Source organism: Nonomuraea ceibae (genome assembly GCF_019396325.1).
Taxonomy (GTDB): Bacteria; Actinomycetota; Actinomycetes; order Streptosporangiales; family Streptosporangiaceae; genus Nonomuraea; species Nonomuraea ceibae.
This window is the reverse complement of record NZ_JAHKRO010000056.1, coordinates 12,157-30,333: the sequence shown is the minus strand read 5'-3', so window position 1 is coordinate 30,333 and position 18,177 is coordinate 12,157. Positions and strand designations below refer to the sequence as shown.

General features: G+C 71.6%; 20 protein-coding genes. 14 read left to right on the top strand and 6 right to left on the bottom strand.

The genetic code is table 11. The annotated features are described in order from the left end of the window. Positions 1–38: 38 nt before the first annotated feature. Positions 39–443: a Fur family transcriptional regulator gene (locus KME80_RS29155; RefSeq protein WP_219509579.1), complete on the top strand. Its 405-nt coding sequence runs from the start codon at positions 39–41 to the stop codon at positions 441–443. 23 nt (positions 444–466) lie between these two features. Then, complete coding sequence (locus KME80_RS29150) at positions 467–1,915, top strand: catalase (RefSeq protein WP_219509578.1); 1,449 nt, start codon at positions 467–469, stop codon at positions 1,913–1,915. Positions 1,916–2,110: 195 nt separating this feature from the next. On the opposite strand, the gene KME80_RS29145 is transcribed toward KME80_RS29150, so the two are convergent. Then, on the bottom strand, positions 2,111–2,335 hold the full coding sequence (locus KME80_RS29145) for a DUF397 domain-containing protein (RefSeq protein ID WP_219509577.1): 225 nt from the start codon (positions 2,333–2,335) through the stop codon (positions 2,111–2,113). 54 nt (positions 2,336–2,389) lie between these two features. Then, complete coding sequence (locus KME80_RS29140; RefSeq protein ID WP_219509576.1) at positions 2,390–3,253, bottom strand: helix-turn-helix domain-containing protein; 864 nt, start codon at positions 3,251–3,253, stop codon at positions 2,390–2,392. A gap of 638 nt (positions 3,254–3,891) precedes the next feature. Between KME80_RS29140 and KME80_RS29135 the strand changes: the two genes are divergently transcribed. From KME80_RS29135 to KME80_RS29110, 6 genes are all read left to right on the top strand, one after another. After that, complete coding sequence (locus KME80_RS29135; RefSeq protein WP_219509575.1) at positions 3,892–4,107, top strand: hypothetical protein; 216 nt, start codon at positions 3,892–3,894, stop codon at positions 4,105–4,107. Between the two features lies 1 nt (position 4,108). Further along, positions 4,109–4,777 (top strand): hypothetical protein, encoded by a 669-nt coding sequence (locus tag KME80_RS29130; RefSeq protein ID WP_219509574.1) that lies wholly within the window; start codon positions 4,109–4,111, stop codon positions 4,775–4,777. A 152-nt stretch (positions 4,778–4,929) separates the two neighbouring features. Next, entirely contained in the window at positions 4,930–7,140 is a 2,211-nt protein-coding gene (locus tag KME80_RS29125) for a molybdopterin-dependent oxidoreductase (RefSeq protein WP_246645953.1), read from the top strand. A 1-nt stretch (position 7,141) separates the two neighbouring features. After that, a complete protein-coding gene (locus KME80_RS29120) occupies positions 7,142–7,753 on the top strand; it encodes an HD domain-containing protein (protein WP_219509573.1) in 612 nt (203 codons plus the stop codon). Between the two features lie 119 nt (positions 7,754–7,872). Further along, entirely contained in the window at positions 7,873–8,694 is an 822-nt protein-coding gene (locus KME80_RS29115; protein WP_219509572.1) for a Rieske (2Fe-2S) protein, read from the top strand. A gap of 29 nt (positions 8,695–8,723) precedes the next feature. Further along, on the top strand, positions 8,724–9,542 hold the full coding sequence (locus KME80_RS29110) for an NAD(P)H-binding protein (RefSeq protein ID WP_219509571.1): 819 nt from the start codon (positions 8,724–8,726) through the stop codon (positions 9,540–9,542). Positions 9,543–9,544: 2 nt separating this feature from the next. On the opposite strand, the gene KME80_RS29105 is transcribed toward KME80_RS29110, so the two are convergent. The 3 genes from KME80_RS29105 to KME80_RS29095 form a co-directional block, all read right to left on the bottom strand. Next, complete coding sequence (locus KME80_RS29105) at positions 9,545–9,763, bottom strand: DUF8836 family protein (protein ID WP_219509570.1); 219 nt, start codon at positions 9,761–9,763, stop codon at positions 9,545–9,547. A 30-nt stretch (positions 9,764–9,793) separates the two neighbouring features. Further along, a complete protein-coding gene (locus KME80_RS29100) occupies positions 9,794–10,549 on the bottom strand; it encodes a sulfite exporter TauE/SafE family protein (RefSeq protein WP_219509569.1) in 756 nt (251 codons plus the stop codon). A gap of 79 nt (positions 10,550–10,628) precedes the next feature. Then, a complete protein-coding gene (locus KME80_RS29095; RefSeq protein WP_219509568.1) occupies positions 10,629–11,552 on the bottom strand; it encodes an SPFH domain-containing protein in 924 nt (307 codons plus the stop codon). A gap of 121 nt (positions 11,553–11,673) precedes the next feature. Between KME80_RS29095 and KME80_RS29090 the strand changes: the two genes are divergently transcribed. The 6 genes from KME80_RS29090 to KME80_RS29065 all read left to right on the top strand — a co-directional run bounded on the left by KME80_RS29090 (position 11,674) and on the right by KME80_RS29065 (position 17,379). After that, on the top strand, positions 11,674–11,997 hold the full coding sequence (locus KME80_RS29090) for a PadR family transcriptional regulator (RefSeq protein WP_219509567.1): 324 nt from the start codon (positions 11,674–11,676) through the stop codon (positions 11,995–11,997). Further along, on the top strand, positions 11,994–12,893 hold the full coding sequence (locus tag KME80_RS29085; RefSeq protein ID WP_219509566.1) for a hypothetical protein: 900 nt from the start codon (positions 11,994–11,996) through the stop codon (positions 12,891–12,893). The genes KME80_RS29090 and KME80_RS29085 overlap by 4 nt, the downstream gene beginning before the upstream one ends. A gap of 78 nt (positions 12,894–12,971) precedes the next feature. After that, on the top strand, positions 12,972–13,844 hold the full coding sequence (locus KME80_RS29080; protein WP_219509565.1) for a hypothetical protein: 873 nt from the start codon (positions 12,972–12,974) through the stop codon (positions 13,842–13,844). Then, complete coding sequence (locus KME80_RS29075) at positions 13,841–15,535, top strand: peptidoglycan-binding protein (protein WP_308125973.1); 1,695 nt, start codon at positions 13,841–13,843, stop codon at positions 15,533–15,535. The genes KME80_RS29080 and KME80_RS29075 overlap by 4 nt, the downstream gene beginning before the upstream one ends. Next, entirely contained in the window at positions 15,528–16,199 is a 672-nt protein-coding gene (locus tag KME80_RS29070; protein ID WP_219509564.1) for an ABC transporter ATP-binding protein, read from the top strand. The genes KME80_RS29075 and KME80_RS29070 overlap by 8 nt, the downstream gene beginning before the upstream one ends. Positions 16,200–16,203: 4 nt before the next feature. After that, positions 16,204–17,379: an ABC transporter permease gene (locus KME80_RS29065; RefSeq protein ID WP_219509563.1), complete on the top strand. Its 1,176-nt coding sequence runs from the start codon at positions 16,204–16,206 to the stop codon at positions 17,377–17,379. On the opposite strand, the gene KME80_RS29060 is transcribed toward KME80_RS29065, so the two are convergent. Beyond that, positions 17,376–18,164 (bottom strand): ABC transporter ATP-binding protein, encoded by a 789-nt coding sequence (locus tag KME80_RS29060; protein WP_219509562.1) that lies wholly within the window; start codon positions 18,162–18,164, stop codon positions 17,376–17,378. The genes KME80_RS29065 and KME80_RS29060 overlap by 4 nt on opposite strands. Between the last annotated feature and the right edge of the window lie 13 nt (positions 18,165–18,177).

Here is an 18,177-nt window from a genome sequence, read left to right as displayed (position 1 = left end):
AGTTGAATGATTCAGGTTTAGGGCATAGCCTGGGCCGCATGAGGGACGATGACCTGCTGCGTCAGGCCGGACTCCGCGTCACGGCGGCCCGCCTGGCGATCATGCACACCGTGCGCGCCGGCGACCATCTCGACGTGGACGCCGTCTGCCGCGGGGTGCGCGAGCGCGTGGGTCAGGTGTCCCTCCAGGCCGTCTACGACTCGCTGCACGCGATGCACGGGGCCGGTCTTCTGCGGAAGATCGAGCCGATGGGCAGCCCGGCCCGCTACGAGGCCAGGGTGGGCGACAACCACCATCACCTCGTGTGCCGGCAGTGCGGATCGGTCACGGACGTCGACTGCGTCGCGGGGGCCGCCCCCTGCCTCGACCCGGTCGACTCCGCCGGTTACGTCGTGGACGAAGCCGATGTCACGTTCTGGGGCGTGTGCCCGAGCTGTCAATGATGATGATTCCGGAGGATCACGCGATGCCGACCAGGCCTCTCACCACCGACGACGCGGGCGTTCCCGCGCCGAGCGACGACCATTCGCTCTCCGTCGGCGCGAACGGCCCCCTGCTTCTTCAGGACCACTACCTGATCCAGAAGATGGCGCACTTCAACCGTGAGCGCGTGCCCGAGCGCGTGGTCCACGCCAAGGGCGGCGGCGCGCACGGCCGGCTGCGGATCACCGAGGACGTCAGCCAGTTCACCCGCGCCGGGCTCTTCCAGAAGGGCAAGGAGACGCCGCTCTTCCTGCGCTTCTCCACCGTCGCCGGCGAGCTCGGCAGCGCCGACACCGCCCGCGACCCGCGCGGCTTCGCGATCAAGTTCTACACCGACGAGGGCAACTACGACATCGTCGGCAACAACACGCCGATCTTCTTCATCCGCGACCCGCAGAAGTTCTCCGACTTCATCCACAGCCAGAAGCGGCGCGCCGACAACCACCTGCACGACCACAACATGCAGTGGGACTTCTGGACCCTGCACCCCGAGTCGGCCCACCAGGTGTCGTTCCTCATGACCGACCGCGGCACGCCCGCCTCCTGGCGGCACATGCACGGCTTCGGCTCGCACACCTTCCTGTGGTACAACGCCGCGGGCGAGAAGTTCTGGGTCAAGTATCACTTCAAGACCGACCAGGGCATCCGCAACTTCACCGCCGCCGAGGCCGACGCGCTCGTCGCGACCGACCCCGACTACCACATCCGCGACCTGTACGACTCGATCAAGCGCGGCGACCACCCGTCGTGGACGGTCAACGTGCAGATCATGCCGTTCGAGGACGCCGCCGACTACCGGTTCAACCCGTTCGACCTGACCAAGGTGTGGCCGCACAGCGACTACCCCGAGATCACGATCGGCAGCTTCACCCTCGACCGCAACCCGGACAACTACTTCGCCGAGGTGGAGCAGGCGGGCTTCGAGCCGGCCAACCTGGTGCCGGGCATCGGCCCGTCGCCGGACAAGATGCTGCAGGGCCGCCTGTTCTCCTACCCCGACGCGCACCGCTACCGCATCGGGCCCAACTACCTGCAGCTTCCGGTCAACCAGCCGAAGTCGCCGGTCAACTCCTACAACTTCGACGGCCCGATGACGTTCCGGAACCCGCAGGACCCGGTCTACGCGCCCAACAGCTACGGCGGCCCGGCGGCCGACCCGTCGCTGTACGAGGGCTCGCACTACAGCGTCACCGGCGAGATCGTCCGCTCGGCCTACACCAAGCACGCCGAGGACGACGACTTCACCCAGCCGCGCGCGCTGTGGGAGAACGTGCTGTCCGACACCGACCGCGCCCACATGGTGTCCAACATCATCGGCCACGCCTCCAAGCCGGAGGTCACGGGCGAGATGAAGAAGCGGGTCGTGGACTACTGGACCAACGTCCACAAGGACCTCGGCCAGGGCGTCGCCCAGGGCCTCGGCCTGCTCTGACCTGACGGATCCGGCGGCGCGTCCCTCCCCGGAGGCACGCGCCGCTCCCGTGCGGGGGAAGTTCGCACTCGGGGAGCGGGGAGGCGCGGCACGAATGGCCGTGTCGCGGGTGATCTTGGGACGGGTGCTGTGCCAGGATGTGGCTCCTGCGAACGGCCCTGCGGGTTGCTGCGACCAACACGCCAGGGCCGTTCGTCACGCTCCGGCCGTCAGGGCCTCCAGGTCGAACTCACCGTCGCGGACGCCGGCGGTGAAGGCCGCCCATTCGGCCGGGGTGAAGACCAGGATGGGGCCGTCCTGCTCCTTGCTGTCCCGCAGCGCGACGTTGCCGTCGGCCAGGGGGGCGACTTCGACGCAGCTGCTCGCGCCGTTGCAGAAGCTGCTCTTCTGCCATGCCGCCATCATGGGTTGGGTGCGCATTTTCTCCCCAAATGGGTAAAGGGGCGCCATTGCCCCTTGATGTTGTTCTTTTCGCTAGCCCCGCCACATCATGGCCTTGCGCTGGATGAGCACGCGTGATTCGTCCTCGTCAAGCGCCTGCGACCTGATGTGCTCGAAGGCGGTCTCGTAACCAGCCACCCGTTCGAGATCTTCGACGAAGTGTGCAGTATAGAGCTGCTCCAGGTAGACCACATCGTCGAACTCCGCGAACTTCAGGTGAATGAACGCCCCGGTGTTGACCGGATGGAGCGCGTCCATCGGCAGCACCTGGACACTCACGTGCGGCAGCAGGGACAGCTCCAGAAGGTGCTCCATCTGCTCCCGCATCACCGAGGGCTCGCCGAATCGGCGCATCAGGGCCGGCTCGTCGAGCACGAAGCGCATCTGGCAGGGATCCGCCCGGTGCATGACCAGCCGCTGACGGTCGAGGCGGGCCTCGACCCGGCTCCGGACACCGCTGTGCGTGATGCGCACGATGCCGCGGACGGCCAGGATGACCTCTCGCGCGTAGTCCTCGGTCTGTAGGAGGCCAGGCACGATCTGGGGTTCCCAGTTGCGCTGAAAAGTGGCCTCCGCCTCCAACCCGAGGAATCTTGTGTATTCCTCAGGCAGAGCGTCTTCGTAATCCTCCCACCACCCACGCTGGTCCGCGTCTCGCAACAAGCCGAAGAGTTCTTCAAGTTTGTCGCCGTCGGCACCGTAGAGCTTGGCCATCGCCTTGACGTCTTCGGTGCTGGGCATGGTCTTGGCCGCTTCGATGCGGCTGATCTTGCTGGGCGACCAGCCGAGCTCGTGGGCGGCCTTGGAGCCGGTCAAACTGCGCCGCTCGCGCAGGAGGCGCAGCTCCTGGCCGAGTCTCAGCCTGCGGACGGTGGGGCTGCCCTGCTTCGATGGCACCGTCGACTCTCCTTGCCGGGAATGAAGGTGTAGCCGGAAGGGATCGTTTCGAGCCCGCCGTTCTGGGCCGTTCTCTTAATCTTACACTGCAACTTGCACGAGTACTGCCGCGAGGCCTTGCCAGAAGGCTGACATGGGTAGAGCGTAGAGGCAAGCAACGCTCCTCAGGGGAAAGGAGCCGGGGGCCGTGTTCGCCGTGTTCGTCAACCCATTCCGCGCCTCTATACGCCCGCGCTTATTGCGTGCAAGTTGCATTGACCTGTGCACCGCAAGTCGTCGCACAATCTGCGAAGAAATTCCAATCTTTCTTGCGAAAGGTATTGCAGCAGGGCAGGGGCGGGAGGACGATCGTCCCAGGAAGGTTCACCTTCTCGCTGAAAGCGGCTCAGGCCGCCACACCGGCAACGTCGCCGTCCCGGATTCGAATCACCGCCCCAGGGAGGCCGCCTGCCGGAGGGATCTCGCACTCGCCTGAAGAATCGCCGCCGTCATCGCTCATCAGAGCACAGCGAATGCCGGACCGAGGCCAACGTACGCGCCCGCCGCATCAAGGGCTGCCACCCTGCGACGCGGCCGTCATCGGCCTGCAGTCCGGCGGAAAGAAGCCACCTCGAGTAATGCCGCGAAAGGGGTCTTCTATGTACTCACAAGGTACCAAGGGACTCGGTCGAATCAAGTCCCGGCTCCTGGAACACATCGCCTGGGCCGACAGGGAGATCTGCTGGGAGCCCGACGAGTTCGCCATGCGCAGGGGCTGGACCGTGACCAGGACCGGCTTCGGCGCCCGTCGCTACCGCGACCCACGCTTCGACCAGCTCAGGATCGCGCTCAAAGTGCCGGAGGAGGTGTCCTGACATGCCGAGGAACCCGCGCAACCAGATCTTCCCGGCCAACGAGGACCTGCCGGCCGCGCGCGGCGCGGGGCCGCTGGTGCGGCTCTGGCGCGCCCGCAGCGAGCTGCTGCTGGCCGCCGCGCTCGCGCTGTTCGCGCTGACCGTGCTGGGAGCCGCGCAGGAGGGCAGCTGGCTGCCGTTCATCCTGCTGACCAGCGCCGTCTCCATGCCGGCTGCCACGAGGGCCGGCCGGAGCTGGCTGACCGCGCACTTCTGGTGCGTGGTTTCCCGGCACCGGCTGCAGCGCACCTGCCTGGAGACCACCATGCACACCAGGGCGGGCCGGATCCCCCTGGTGCTGTGGATCACCCCGACCACCACAGGTGAGAAGGCGCTGATCCTGACCAGGGCCGGCATCAGCGCCGAGGAGTTCGGGGCGTACGCGGAGGAGATCGCCGCCGCCTGCTGGGCCAGGAGCGTCACTGTGCACCGGCACCGGGAGCGGGCCAACCTGGTGATCGTGGAGATCGTCCGGCGGGACGAGCTGCCGGGCGCCGTCTCCCCCGGGCTCGACCGGCTCTTCGGCCGCAGCGCGTGGGAAGCGCTCCGGCCCGGCCTCCGCGGCGACGTGCGCGAGGTGGAGGAGCCGCCCGATCTGAGCCGGCGGCTGGCGCTGCCGCAGCCGGGCTGAGACTCCGGCGTCCGCCCGGGGCCAAGGGGCGGACGCCGGTACGAGGCCCCGGGGACCGCGGGGGCTCCGGGGCTTCCCAACGCCCTCTGCACCGGACGAGCATGCGGAACGGGCCTTCCCCGCGGAGGGCGTACGGGTGAAGATGAGTTCAGATGACGAACTCAGGAGTGGCGATGACCTCGACCGTCCACCGGACCTGCCCGCTGTGCGAAGCCGTCTGCGGGCTCACGCTCACCCTCGACGACGGCGGCCGGGTCACGAGCGTGCGCGGCGACCGCGACGACCCCTTCAGCAAGGGCTTCATCTGCCCCAAGGGCGCCAGTCTCGGCAAGCTGGACGAGGACCCGGACCGGCTGAGCAGGCCGCTGATCCGCGAGGGCGACGTGTGGCGCGAGGCGGGCTGGGACGAGGCGTTCGCCGCCGTGAAGCAGGGTTTCGACCGGGTGGTGGCGGCGCACGGCCGCCAGGCGACGGGCGTCTACCTGGGCAATCCGAACGCGCACACGATGGCCGGGACGCTCTACGGCACGCCGCTGATCAAGGCGCTGGGCACCCGCAACGTGTTCTCCGCCAGCACCGCGGACCAGATGCCCAAGCACGTGGCCAGCGGGCTGATGTTCGGCCATCCGATGACCGTCGCGGTGCCGGACCTGGACCGCACCGGCTACCTGCTCATGCTGGGCGCCAACCCGCTGGAGTCCAACGGCTCGCTCTGCACCGCGCCCGACTTCCCCGGCCGGCTCAAGGCCCTGCGGGCCAGGGGCGGGCGGCTGGTCGTGGTCGATCCGCGCCGCACCAGGACCGCCGCGCTGGCCGACGAGCACGTGTTCGTCCGGCCGGGCTCCGACGCGTATCTGCTGGCCGGCATCGCCCACACGCTGTTCGCCGAGGGCCTGACGGACGTGCGGCAGCGGGTCGCCGGGCTGGCCGAGGCGCGCGACGCGGTCAAGCACTTCCCGCCCGAGGCCGTCTCCCGCCGCACCGGCGTGCCGGCCGAGGTGATCGTACGGCTGGCCAGGGAGCTGGCCTCGGCACCGGCCGCGGCCGTCTACGCCAGGATCGGCACCTGCACGGCCGAGTTCGGCACCCTGGCACAGTGGCTGGTGGACGTGCTGAACGTGCTCACCGGCAACCTCGACAGGCCGGGCGGCGCGATGTTCCCCAAGCCCGCCACGGGTTCGGCGGGCCGGCGCAGGACGTACACGGTGGGCCGGTGGCGGAGCCGGGTGCGGGGGCTGCCGGAGGCGAACGGCGAGCTGCCGGTGGCCACGCTCGCCGACGAGATCGAGACGCCGGGCGAGGGGCAGATCCGGTTCCTGGTCACGGTGGCGGGCAACCCGGTGCTGTCCGCACCGCACGGCTCCCGGCTGGACGAGGCGCTCGCCGGGCTCGACTTCATGGTGAGCGTGGACCCGTACCTGAACGAGACCACCCGGCACTCGCACGTCATCCTGCCGCCGCCGCGCGTGCTGCAGTCGGGGCACTACGACTTCGCGCTGCTGGGGTTCGCGGTGCGCAACTACGCGCGTTACTCGCCGCCGGCGCTGCCGCTGGACGGGCGGCCGTCCGAGGCGGAGATCCTGGCCAGGCTGACCATGATCGCCTCGGGGCTGGAGGGCGATCTGGACGAGTTCGTGATCGGGCAGACGCTGGCCAGGGCGGTCGGCACGCCGGGCTCCGGGGTCGAGGGGCGCGACGTGGCGGAGCTGCGGGCCGCGCTGGACGGCGACACGGGCGCGGAGCTGCGACTGGACCTCATGCTCAGGCTCGGGCCCTACGGCGAGTGGTCGGGCGAGGGGGACCTGTCGCTGCGCAAGCTGCTGGACCATCCGCACGGGCTGGATCTCGGGCCGCTGGAGCCGCGCCTGGACGAGGTGCTCAACACCGCGTCGGGGCTGGTCGAGCTGGCCCCGCCCGAGATTCTCGGGGACGTGGAGCGGCTGCGTGCCGGGCTGGAGTCGGAGCCGCCCGACCTGGTGCTGATCGGGCGGCGGCACCTGCGCTCCAACAACAGCTGGATGCACAACGTGAGCCCGCTGGTGGGCGGCAGCAACACGTGCACGCTGCAGATCAACCCGGCCGACGTGGCCCGGCTCGGGCTGGGCGACGAGGCCGAGGTGCGCTCGGCGACGGGCCGGCTGACGGTGACGCTGGAGCCGACCGACACGATCATGCCGGGGGTGGTGAGCCTGCCGCACGGCTGGGGGCACACGGCGGGCGGCCAGCGCGTGGCGGCCGAGCACGCCGGGGTCAGCGCCAACGTGCTGACCGACGCGTCCACCCTGGATATTCTGTCCGGTAACGCAGTGTTCAACGGAGTTCCGGTAAGTATTTTGCCAACTGGGGTGATCACCGCACATTAGGGTGTCGCGCGTGACTATCGCACCAGAAGAGGACCGCCTGAACACACAGATCGCCTTCGCCGTCGAGATCGACAAGTTGAAGCGGATCATCCGCCGCAACCTGCTCATGGACGGCTCCCGGCGGGAGAACGACGCAGAGCACTCCTGGTACGTGGCCACGCTAGCCATGGTCCTGGGCGAGCACGCCCCGCCCGGGACCGACCTGCAGCGCGTGACGGCGATGCTGCTCGTGCACGACCTGGTCGAGATCGACGCGGGTGACACGTTCATCTACGACCCCGTCGCGGTGGCCGCGCAGGCGGAGGCCGAGCGGCAGGCCGCCGACCGGATCTTCGCGCTGCTGCCCGGCGACCAGGGGGCGCGGCTGCGCGAGCTGTGGGACGAGTTCGAGGCCAGGGAGACGCCCGAGGCGAGGTTCGCCAAGGCGCTCGACAGGTTCGCGCCGATCCTGGCCAACCATCACACCGAGGGCGGCACCTGGCAGCTGTTCAAGGTGACCTCGGCGATGGTGCTGGAGAAGGTCCGGATCATCGAGGAAGGCGCGCCCACGCTGGGCGCGTACGCCCGCGAGCTGGTCGAGCTCTCCGTCGCCCGGGGCCACCTGCCCGAGTGATGCCGGTAAGGCTGGGGTAGGGGAATGTCGTGAAAGAGACAGTTCGGGCGAGACGTCGGCAGTTGCGGCGTTTCGTGGGGCCGATCGACCTGACCGATCGGCTCGAGAGGTCCAAGTCCATGGACAGGCCGATCAGAGGGCTGGCCAAGGCCGTGCGCGCGCGCATCCGCCCGGGGCTGTTGCGTGACCTGCTGCACGGGGTGCCGACGGGCAAACCCGTGCATCCCCCGCTGGCCACGGTCACGCTGGGCTGCTGGATGTCCGCCACCCTGCTCGACGCGGCGAAGGCCGATCCCCGGGCGGTGCGGCTGCTGCTGGCCACCGGGATCGCCACCTCCCTGCCGACGGCGGCGGCGGGCATGACCGACTGGTCGTCGCTGCACATCGAGCAGCAGCGCGTCGGCTTCATCCACATGCTGGCGAACGTGACCACGCTGGGCCTGTTCTCCGCCTCGCTGCTCGCCAGGATGCGCGGACGCGAGCAGGCCGGCCGGGCGCTGTCGTACGCCGGGCTCGGGATGGGGGCGCTGGGCGGCTATCTGGGCGGGCACCTGGCCTACCGGCTCGCCGCCGGGGCCAACCACGCCCCGCAGGTCACCCACCTGGTGCCGCTGGGCTGGCATGATCTGTGCCTGCTGACCGACCTCCCGGAGGGCAGGCCCGTCTCGCGGCGGCTGGGTTACATCGAGCTGTTCGTGCTGCGCCGCAACGACGCCGTCACCGTGCTGGTCGACCGGTGCCCGCATCTCGCCGGGCCGCTGCACCAGGGCAGGATCGTCATGGACGGCGACGAGCCGTGCGTGGTGTGCCCGTGGCACGGCAGCACGTTCCGGCTGGACGACGGCTCGGTGCGGCACGGGCCCGCGACGGCGCCCGCGCCGATGTTCGACAGCCGCGTACGCCGTGACGGCACCGTGCAGGTGCGGCCGAGCTTGACCTGAAGTCCACTTGAGGTTTTATCGTCGGCCGCATGATTCTGGTAACCGGTGCGACCGGCAACGTGGGCAGACATGTGGTGGCGCAACTCGCGGGAGCGGGCCTGCGGGTACGCGCTCTCGTGCGTGATCCCGGCCGGGCGGACCTACCCGAGGGCGTGGAGGCGGTCAAGGGCGATCTCACCGCCCCGGAGACCCTGGCGCCGGCGCTCACCGGCGTGGAGAGCGTGTTCCTGGTGTGGCCCGGCTTCTCCGGCGAGGCGGCCAGGCCCGTGGTGGACCTCGTCGCCGCGCACGCCCGCCGCGTGGTCTACCTGTCGGCGAACGCCCCCGCCGGCACGCCCACCTTCCACGCCGACGTCGAGCGGCTGATCAGGGGCTCGGGGATCAACTGGACGTTCCTGCGGCCCGGCGGGTTCGCCGCCAACACGCTCGGCTGGGCCGACCAGATCAGGACCGGCGTCGTGCGCTGGCCGTACGGGCAGGCGTCCAGGTCGCTGATCCACGAGAAGGACATCGCGGCGGTCGCCGTGCACGTGCTGACCTCCGCCGGCCACAACGGGGCCGCCTACACGCTGAGCGGGCCGGCCAGGCTGACGCAGGCCGAGCAGGTGGCGGTCATCGGGCGGGCGGTCGGGCGCGAGGTGCGGTGGGAGGACCAGGAGCCGCAGGAGGCCCGCGAGGCGCTGCTGGCGGCCTGGGGCAACGCCGCGTTCGTCGACGGCGCGCTGAAGGCGTGGGGGCGGCTGGTGGACGAGCCCGAGGAGGTCACGCCCACCGTGGAGCGGCTGATCGGCCGGCCGGCGCTGCCGTTCGAGCAGTGGGCGGCCGATCACGTGGCGGACTTCCGCTGACGCTACTGCTCGTCGGCGGGGTGCTCCACCAGGGCGAGGATGCGGCTGGACATGAACCGCGCCGTGCGGATGGCCGTGCCGCTGCGGGTGACCTCGCTCACCTCGACGAGCCCCCGCCGCGTGGCCACCTCCACCCGGCGGCCCGCCCGGGTGGAGGCGACCTCGTAGGTACGCGGGGTGCCGCCCGCGTCGATGACGATCTCCACCCGATCACCCTTCATGTACGGATTTATACCCACAAAGCCCGAAATTTATCCGTACACCAGTTTGACAATCGCCACGACTCCCACCACCACGATCACCCCGCGCAGCACCGGGGCCGGGATGCGGCGGCCCACCTTGGCACCCAGGAAGCCGCCCAGCATCGCGCCCAGCGCGACCGCCAGCACCGCCCACCAGTCGACCTCGGCGATCAGCGTGAACAGGACGGCGGCGGTGCCGTTCACGATCAGCGACAGCACGTTCTTGGCCGCGTTCACCCGTTGCAGGCCCTCGTCCAGGAACGCGCCGAGCAGCCCGATCAGCAGCACGCCCTGGGCCGCGCCGAAGTAGCCGCCGTACATGCCCGCGCCCAGCACGCCCAGCCAGAGCGCCATCCCGCCGTGCGGGTGCGCGTGCTCGCGCCGGGCCGCCAGCCAGCCGTTCAGCTTCGGCTGGAGCACCACCAGCACGCACGCCAGGCCGATGAGCACCGGCACGACGACCTTGAACACGTCCGGGTCCAGGTAGAGCAGCAGCACGCCGCCGGCCGCCGCGCCGACGGCCGACGCCACGCCCAGCCGCGCCAGCCTGGCCCGCTGCCCACGCAGCTCTGCACGGTAGCCGTAGGCGCCGGTGAACGAGCCGGGGACGAGCCCGACGTTGTTGGACACGTTCGCCACGATCGGGTCGATCCCGACCGCCACCAGCGTGGGGAACGTGATCAGCGACCCGGACCCGACGACCGCGTTGATCGCACCGGCCGCCACCCCGGCCGCCCACACGGCGACCACTTCCCACACTGTCACGCTGACCCTCCAGACCCAGCCGTTGGTGTCACCAGAGCCTAGAGGGGCGCCTTCCTGGGACAACGCCCCAGGGTGGGGCTCAGGCGGGCTTGTCGGGGTCGCGGGGGGAGAACAGGCCGCCCAGGCCCTCCAGCACCTTGCCCATCTCGGAGGGGACGATCCACAGCTTGTTCGCGTCGCCCTTGGCGATCTCCGGCAGGGTCTGCAGGTACTGGTAGGCGAGCAGGTGCTGGTCCGGGTTGCCCTCGTGGATGGCCTTGAACACCATGCCGATCGCGTCCGCCTGCCCCTTGGCCCGCATCGCCTCCGCCTCGGCCTCGGCCTGGGCGCGCAGCACGGCGGCCTCGGCGTCGCCGCGTGCCCGCAGGACGGCCGCCTGCTTGTCGCCCTCGGCGGCGAGGATGGCGGCCTGGCGCTGCCCTTCGGCGGTGAGCACGGCGGCGCGCTTGTCCCGGTCGGCCCGCATCTGCTTCTCCATCGAGTCCTGGATGGAGGCGGGCGGGTCGATGGCCTTGAGCTCGACCCGGTTGACCCGGATGCCCCACTTGCCGGTGGCCTCGTCGAGGGAGCCGCGCAGCTCGGTGTTGATCTCCTCGCGGGAGGTGAGCGTGCGTTCCAGGTCCATCCCGCCGACGACGTTGCGCAGGGTCGTGACGGTCAGCTGCTCGACGCCCACGAGGAAGTTGGCGATCTCGTACGTGGCGGCCTTGGGGTTGGTGACCTGGAAGTAGATGACGGTGTCGATGGAGACGACGAGGTTGTCGGAGGTGATCACCGGCTGCGGCGGGAACGAGACCACCTGCTCGCGCAGGTCGATCAGGTCCTTGATGCGGTCGATGAACGGCACCACCAGGTTGAGCCCCGGGGTCAGCGTGCGGTGGTAGCGGCCCAGGCGCTCGATGACGGCGGCCGTGGCCTGGGGGATGATGCGGATCGTCCGGGCGAGACCGAAGCCCACCACCGCGACCACGACGAGGGCGACGATGAGCTGCTGCGTGGTCATGGCGACGCTCCGAAGCCGATATAGCGCGACTCGGTTGATGATATTTGGTTTCGCCGTTCCGTGACCGTTTTGATCGATTCCGGTTGACCATACTTCGCGAGCCGAAGTATGGTCCTGCGTCATGGCTGAAGGATCACGTGGGCTCAGCGAGCCCGCGTACTTCGTGCTCGCGGCGCTGCTCGACGGCCCCAAGCACGGGCACGCGATCATCAAGACGGTCCTGGCGCTCTCCGAGCACCGGGTCAAGCTCCCCGTGGGCACGCTCTACGGCGCGCTGGACCGGCTGGCGGCCGGCGGCCTGGTCGTCCTGGACCGGGAGGAGACCGTCGACGGCCGCAGGCGCCGCTACTTCCGGCTCACCGAGGAAGGCGGCACGCAGCTCCGTGCCGAGGCCCTGCGCCTGCGCCAGGCGGCCTCGATCGTCATCGGGACGGCCCTGGCATGACGACGCTGGAACGCCAGTACCGGCTGCTGCTGCGCGCCTACCCGCACAACTACCGGTCCGACCACGGCGGCGAGCTGCTGGACGTGCTGCTGGAGACCACCGAGCCCGGCCGCCGGCTGCCCCCGGCGCGGGAGGCGGTCGCCCTGCTCGTCGCCGGCGCCCGCACCCGGCTCACGCAGGCCGCCCGGGGACGCGCCTGGCCGGACGGGCTGCACCTGGGCGTCACCGTGCTCACCCTGATCCAGCTCGCGACGCTCGTCCCGTACGCGGGGCGCGTCCCGCTGTGGGTCGCCGTGTCGGCCGCCGCCTTCCTGGCCGTGCTGCGCGGCCGGGTGCTGCTCGCGCTCCCCCTCGTCGCCGCCGCCGGGGTCAAGGTCTGGGGCATCACCCACGGCCGTCCGGTCCTGGACCACACGATCCTGCCCGTCTACGCCGATCCGCTCTGGGACGCCCCCGCGCTGTACGGCACCGGCGGCCCGATCGCCCCGGCCGTCTCGTACCTGGTGGCGGTCGCCGGGCTGGCGGTCCTGGCACTGCGGCGGGAGCCGGTGCGCGCCAGGTCGTGGGCCTGGGTGGCGGCGGCGCCGGTGCTCGCGGGCGCGGACCCCGCCTGGCTCGACGTGGGCGGCGGGCTGGGCGGCGGGTCCATGCCCGTCGTGGCCCGGGTGGCCCTGGAGTCCGCCCTGCTCGCGGGGGCCGCCTGGGCGGGCCGGCTCACGGGCGACCACCGGTGGGCGATCGCCGCCGGCGCCTACCTGCTGCCCGCCCTCGCGATCCTCTTCGAGAACCTGGCCGCGCAGACCCGCCAGGACGCCGTCCACTGGATCGTGCTCCTCACGCTGACCCTGGTCGCCGCCGCGATGCCGCATCGCGGGCGCCGTCACGCCGTGCTCTGACCCCTCTCCACTCCCAGGCGGCGTCGCTCCCGCGACGCGCGCCCGGTTCGCCATGCCCTCGAACGCAAGGAGCTCACCGTGCACCGACGACTCGCCACCGCCGCCCTGCTGACCCTGGCGCTCGCCGCCTGCGGAAGCACGCCCGCCGCACAGCCCGAGGCGGCCCAGCCGTCACCCCAGGACCGCCAGCGTCAGCTCCAGACCGTGCTGGCCGACTGCATGAAGCAGAAGGGCTTCGAGTACGTCCCCTACGTCCCCCCGGCCGCCACGGTGACCGACGAGGAACGCAGGCGGGACTCGGGCGACTACGAGGCCACGAAGGCGCACCGGGCCAAGTACGGCTTCGGCGTCTGGTCGAGCATCGTCTACCCGAACGGCCCCGGCACGATGCCCCGAGACGCGGGCCCCTCGAACCCCAACGACAAGATCGTCAGCTCGCTGTCGGAAACCCAGACCGGCGCCTACTACGCGGCCCTGGACCCCTGCTACTCCAAGGCGGCCAAGCAGGCCCTCGGCAAGGACGTGAAGAGCAAGATGGACCTGTTCAAGCAGGGCGCCCAGACGGTCAAGCGCAACGTGGCCCGCGAGATCGACGGCGACCCCGGCCTAGTGGACCTGGCCGCCGCCATGGGCGACTGCCTCAAGGGCAAGGGCTACGCGGTCGCCTCGGCCAAGCCCTCGGCCCTGGCCCGGCGGGGGCCTGACCGGTTCCAGGACGAGATGACCGAGATCGGCCGCGAGCAGCAGCCGGGCATGGCCGGGTCCAAGAACGAGAACGCGATCATCATCCCGGAGATGACCGCCGACCAGGCCAGGCCGTACCTGGACAAGGAGATCAAGGCGGCACTGGACGACCTGGAGTGCGGCAAGGACTTCTACGCGGCCTACCAGCCGAGGAAGACCGAGATCGACCGCCGCATGCTGGAGGAGTTCGCCATGGAGCGGTCGTGACCCGGCGTCCCCGGCGGGTGCTGGGCGGCGTCCTGGCCGGCGTGCTCGTCATCGCGGGCACCGGCTGGGCGGTGGGCTCCCGGCTGCGCTCCCCCGCCGACGAGGCCGCCGCCCGCCAGGCGCCCGCGCCGTCGCTGGTGACCGCGCCGGTGCGGCGGCAGAAGCTGACCAGCACCGTCGCGGTCAGCGGCACCCTGGAGTACGGCTCGCCGCTGCCCGTCACGCTCGCCGGGGCGGTCGGCGGCACGGCCGAGGCGCAGCGCGTCACCCGCGCCCCGCGCCCCGGCCGGCTCGCCGAGGGGTCGGTCCTGATGGAGGTCAACGGCCGGCCGGTGTTCGCGCTCGAAGGCAGGGTGCCGATGCACCGGACGATCGCCCCCGGCACCGAGGGCGCCGACGTCCGGCAGCTCCAGCGGGCGCTGCGGCGCTTCGGCCACGGCACGGCGGCCACCGGGGTGTTCGACGCGGCCACCGCCTCCGCCGTCCGGCGCTGGTACGCCAGGAAGGGCTACCGGGCCCAGGAACCCGACCTGACCGCCCGGCAGACGCTCGACCAGCTCCGCCAGGCCGTACAGACCGCCGAGGAGACGCTGCTGACCGACCGCAAGGCGCTGGAGGCGGGCCGCGAGGTGCGGCCGCTCAAGGTCGCGCTCGACCACGCCCGCCAGGATCTGGCCGAGGCCGAGAGCGCGCTCGCCGAGGCCGAGCAGGCGGAGACGACCCCCGCGGACGAGGGCAGGCTCGATGCCCTGCACCAGGCCGTACGCGCCGCCGAGGAGGAGCTGCTGGCCGCCCGCCAGGCGCTCGCCGCGGCCAAGCCCGAGGACGACAGGCGGCTGCTGGAGCTCAAGGCGGCCAACGCCGAGCGGGACCTGGAGTCGGCGCAGCGGGCCGTGGACCTCTTCCTGGAGGAGGCCGCGACCACCAGGGACGCGCGCCTGGCGGAGCTCCGCAAGGCCGTCAGGACCGCCGAGGAGGCCGTGCTCACCGCCGGCCAGGCGCTGAAGCGCGCCAAGGAGACCTCGCCGCTGCGCCTGAAGATCGCCAACGGGCGCCGGAACGTGGCGAGCGCGCGGGCCACGCTGGCCGAGTACCGCAGGACGTACGGGGTCAGCGTCCCGCCCGGCGAGATCGTGTTCCTCCCGAAACTGCCCGCCCGGCTGCACAAGGCCGAGGCGCGGGCCGGCGAACGGGTCGAGGACGAGGTGGCCACCGTCACCAACACCGCGTTCATGGTCACCGGCTCCGTCGGCGAGGCCGAAGGCAGACTGCTCAAGCCTGGCATGGCCGCGGTGGTCGAGCTGTCCGACGGCCGCACGTACCGGGCGCGGCTGACCGCCAAGGGCCCCGGCGCGCGGGTGGACAGGGCCGCGGACGCGGAGCCCGGCGTGGGCACGGTGCCCGTCCTCATCACGCCCGCCGCCGCGAAGGGCCTGCGCGCCGCCGTGGGCGCGCCGGTGACCGTGAAGATCGCCGTGGGCTCGACCAGGAGCGCGGTGCTGACCGTCCCCGTCACGGCGGTGGTCACCTCGGCCGACGGCCGGGCGCGGGTGCGCGTGGAGAGCGCCCCCGACCGCGCCCAGGACGTCGAGGTGCGCACCGGGCTCACCGCGCACGGAACCGTCCAGATCACCCCGGTACGGACGGCCGCGCTCAAGGAGGGCGACCGGGTGGTGGTCAGCGATGGATGACCCGGTCATCCGGCTCACCGACGTCAGCCGGGAGTTCCCCGCCGACCCGCCCGTGCGGGCGCTGCACCGGGTGTCGCTGAGCGTGGCGAAGGGCGACTACGTGGCCGTCGTGGGCCCGTCGGGCTCCGGCAAGTCCACGCTGCTCAACACGCTGGGCCTGCTCGACCGGCCCACCTCGGGGTCGTACCGGCTGGACGGGATCGAGACGACCACACTGAAGGACGGCGCGCGGACCCGGGTGCGCGGCAGCCGGATCGGCTTCGTCTTCCAGGCGTTCCACCTGCTCCCGCACCGGACCGTGCTGGAGAACGTGGCCCTGGCCGAGGTGTACGGCGGCGACCGGCGCAACCGGTGGCGGCGCGCCGAACGGGCGCTGGAGCGGGTGGGGATGACGCACCGCGCCGGGTTCATGCCCGGACGCCTGTCGGGCGGCGAGAGACAGCGCGCCGCCATCGCCCGCGCGCTGATGGGGCGGCCCTCGCTGCTGCTGTGCGACGAGCCCACCGGCAACCTCGACAGCCGCAACACCGCCCTGGTCCTCGACCTGCTCGACGAGCTGCGCGAGCAGGGGCACACGATCGTGGTCATCACCCACGAGGACGAGGTGAGCGCGCGTGCCGGACGGCGGGTGCGCATCACCGACGGCATCCTGACGGAGGAGTGAACGGGTGGATCCGCGCGATCTCTGGACGGAGGCCCTCGCCGGCGTGCTGGCCCGCCCGCTGCGCTCGGCCCTGACGACGCTCGGCACCGTGATCGGCATCGCCACGCTGGTCGTCACGCTGGGCGTCGCCGGCACGGCGGGCAACCAGATCGTCGGCCGGTTCGACGAGCTGAGCGCGACCGCGCTCACCGTCGAGGTGCCGCGGGACGACGACCCGCTGGTCACCTGGGAGGCCGCCGATGAGCTCACCCGGCTGCGCGGCGTCGCCGCCGTCACCGCGATCGCCCAGACGGAGGAGAGCTCCAACCTGACGGTGACCGCCAACGCCCTGGTGGACCCCACCCGGATCACCGGCCAGTCGCTCGCCGTCGTGGCCGCCACGCCGAGCCTGCCGCAGGCCGCCCGGGGCCGGATGGTCCGGGGCCGCTTCTTCGACGCCGGGCACGTGCGGCGCGGCGACCGCGTGGCCGTGCTCGGCGAGCAGGCTGCGCGGATGCTCGGCATCGGCGGCCTGGACGGACAGCCCGCGATCTTCGTCGGCGGCCGCCCCTACAGCGTCATCGGCGTCGTCGGCGACCTGAAGCGGGAGCGCATCCTGACCGGCGCCGTCATCGTGCCGCCCACGGCCGGCGCCGAGTTCGGGCTGCGCGACGTCACCCGCGTGCTGGTCGCCACCGACCTCGGGGCCGCCGACCTGGTCGCCCGCCAGGCCCCGCTCGCGCTCAGCCCCGCCGACCACGCCCTGCTCCAGGTCGTCAAGCCGCCCAGCCCCGAGCGTGCCCGCGACGGCGTCCAGAACGACCTCAACGGCCTGTTCCTCATCCTCGGCCTGGTGTCGCTGGTGGTCGGCGCGGTCGGCATCGCCAACGTCACGCTCGTCACCGTGATGGAACGGGTGCCCGAGATCGGGCTGCGCCGGGCGCTCGGCGCTGCCCGCAGGCACGTCGCCGGCCAGTTTCTGCTGGAGTCGACGCTGGTCGGGCTGGCCGGCGGGGTGATCGGGACCAGCGTGGGCGTCGTCGCCGTCGTCGCCGTGTCGGCCGTCCAGCGCTGGACGCCGCTGCTCGACGTCCGCCTCGCCCTGGCCGCGCCGGTCGCGGGCGCGCTGGTCGGCCTGCTGGCCGGGCTCTACCCGGCGCTGCGGGCGGCCCGGCTGGAGCCGGTCGAGGCGCTGCGCTAGTACGGCCTGACGTACCAGCGGCCCTGGGCGCTGCGGTCGAGGGCGAGCGGCACGCCGAACGTCTGCGACAGGTTGTCGGCCGTCATCACGTGCTCCAGCGGCCCCTGAGCCACCACCGAGCCGTGACGCAGCAGCAGCCCGTGCGTGAACCCGGCCGGGATCTCCTCCACGTGATGCGTCACCAGCACCAGCGCGGGCGAGCGGTAGTCGCCCGCGAGCACCGACAGCCGCCGCACCAGGTCCTCCCGCCCGCCCACGTCGAGCCCGGCCGCCGGCTCGTCGAGCAGCAGCATCTCCGGGTCGGGCATGAGCGCGCGGGCGATCTGCACCCGCTTGCGCTCACCCTCCGACAACGAGGCGAACCGCCGCCGGATCAGATGGGCGGCGCCCATCATGTCGATCAGCTCGACGGCCCGCGTGACGTCGTTGGAGTCGTACTCCTCCGTCCACCGCCCCAGCAGCGCGTAGGAGGCGGTGAGCACCAGGTCGATGACCTTCTCGTCCGGCGGGATGCGCTCGGCCAGCGCGGAGCTGGCCAGCCCGATGCGCGGGCGCAGGTCGAACACGTCGGCCACGCCGATGCGCTCCCCCAGCACCTCGGCCACCCCGTCGCTGGGATGCAGCAGCGTGGCCGCCACCTGCAGCAACGTCGTCTTCCCCGCCCCGTTCGGCCCGAGCACGACCCAGCGTTCGTCCTCCTCGACCGTCCAGTCGATGCCGCGTAGCAGGGTCGCCCCGTCGCGCCTGTAGGCGACATCCTGGAACCGCAGCACCTGACCACCCATCCCCGTTCCTCCT

Bases quoted from the DNA above. Each gene is read 5' to 3' on its own strand.
- KME80_RS29085 (WP_219509566.1), top strand. From the start codon at position 11,994: ATGACGACGCTGGAACGCCAGTACCGGCTGCTGCTGCGCGCCTACCCG.
- KME80_RS29155 (WP_219509579.1), top strand. From the start codon at position 39: ATGAGGGACGATGACCTGCTGCGTCAGGCCGGACTCCGCGTCACGGCG.
- KME80_RS29135 (WP_219509575.1), top strand. From the start codon at position 3,892: ATGTACTCACAAGGTACCAAGGGACTCGGTCGAATCAAGTCCCGGCTC.
- KME80_RS29115 (WP_219509572.1), top strand. From the start codon at position 7,873: ATGGACAGGCCGATCAGAGGGCTGGCCAAGGCCGTGCGCGCGCGCATC.
- KME80_RS29110 (WP_219509571.1), top strand. From the start codon at position 8,724: ATGATTCTGGTAACCGGTGCGACCGGCAACGTGGGCAGACATGTGGTG.
- KME80_RS29150 (WP_219509578.1), top strand. From the start codon at position 467: ATGCCGACCAGGCCTCTCACCACCGACGACGCGGGCGTTCCCGCGCCG.
- KME80_RS29095 (WP_219509568.1), bottom strand. From the start codon at position 11,552: ATGACCACGCAGCAGCTCATCGTCGCCCTCGTCGTGGTCGCGGTGGTG.
- KME80_RS29130 (WP_219509574.1), top strand. From the start codon at position 4,109: ATGCCGAGGAACCCGCGCAACCAGATCTTCCCGGCCAACGAGGACCTG.
- KME80_RS29060 (WP_219509562.1), bottom strand. From the start codon at position 18,164: ATGGGTGGTCAGGTGCTGCGGTTCCAGGATGTCGCCTACAGGCGCGAC.
- KME80_RS29105 (WP_219509570.1), bottom strand. From the start codon at position 9,763: ATGAAGGGTGATCGGGTGGAGATCGTCATCGACGCGGGCGGCACCCCG.
- KME80_RS29125 (WP_246645953.1), top strand. From the start codon at position 4,930: ATGACGAACTCAGGAGTGGCGATGACCTCGACCGTCCACCGGACCTGC.
- KME80_RS29070 (WP_219509564.1), top strand. From the start codon at position 15,528: ATGGATGACCCGGTCATCCGGCTCACCGACGTCAGCCGGGAGTTCCCC.
- KME80_RS29090 (WP_219509567.1), top strand. From the start codon at position 11,674: ATGGCTGAAGGATCACGTGGGCTCAGCGAGCCCGCGTACTTCGTGCTC.
- KME80_RS29145 (WP_219509577.1), bottom strand. From the start codon at position 2,335: ATGCGCACCCAACCCATGATGGCGGCATGGCAGAAGAGCAGCTTCTGC.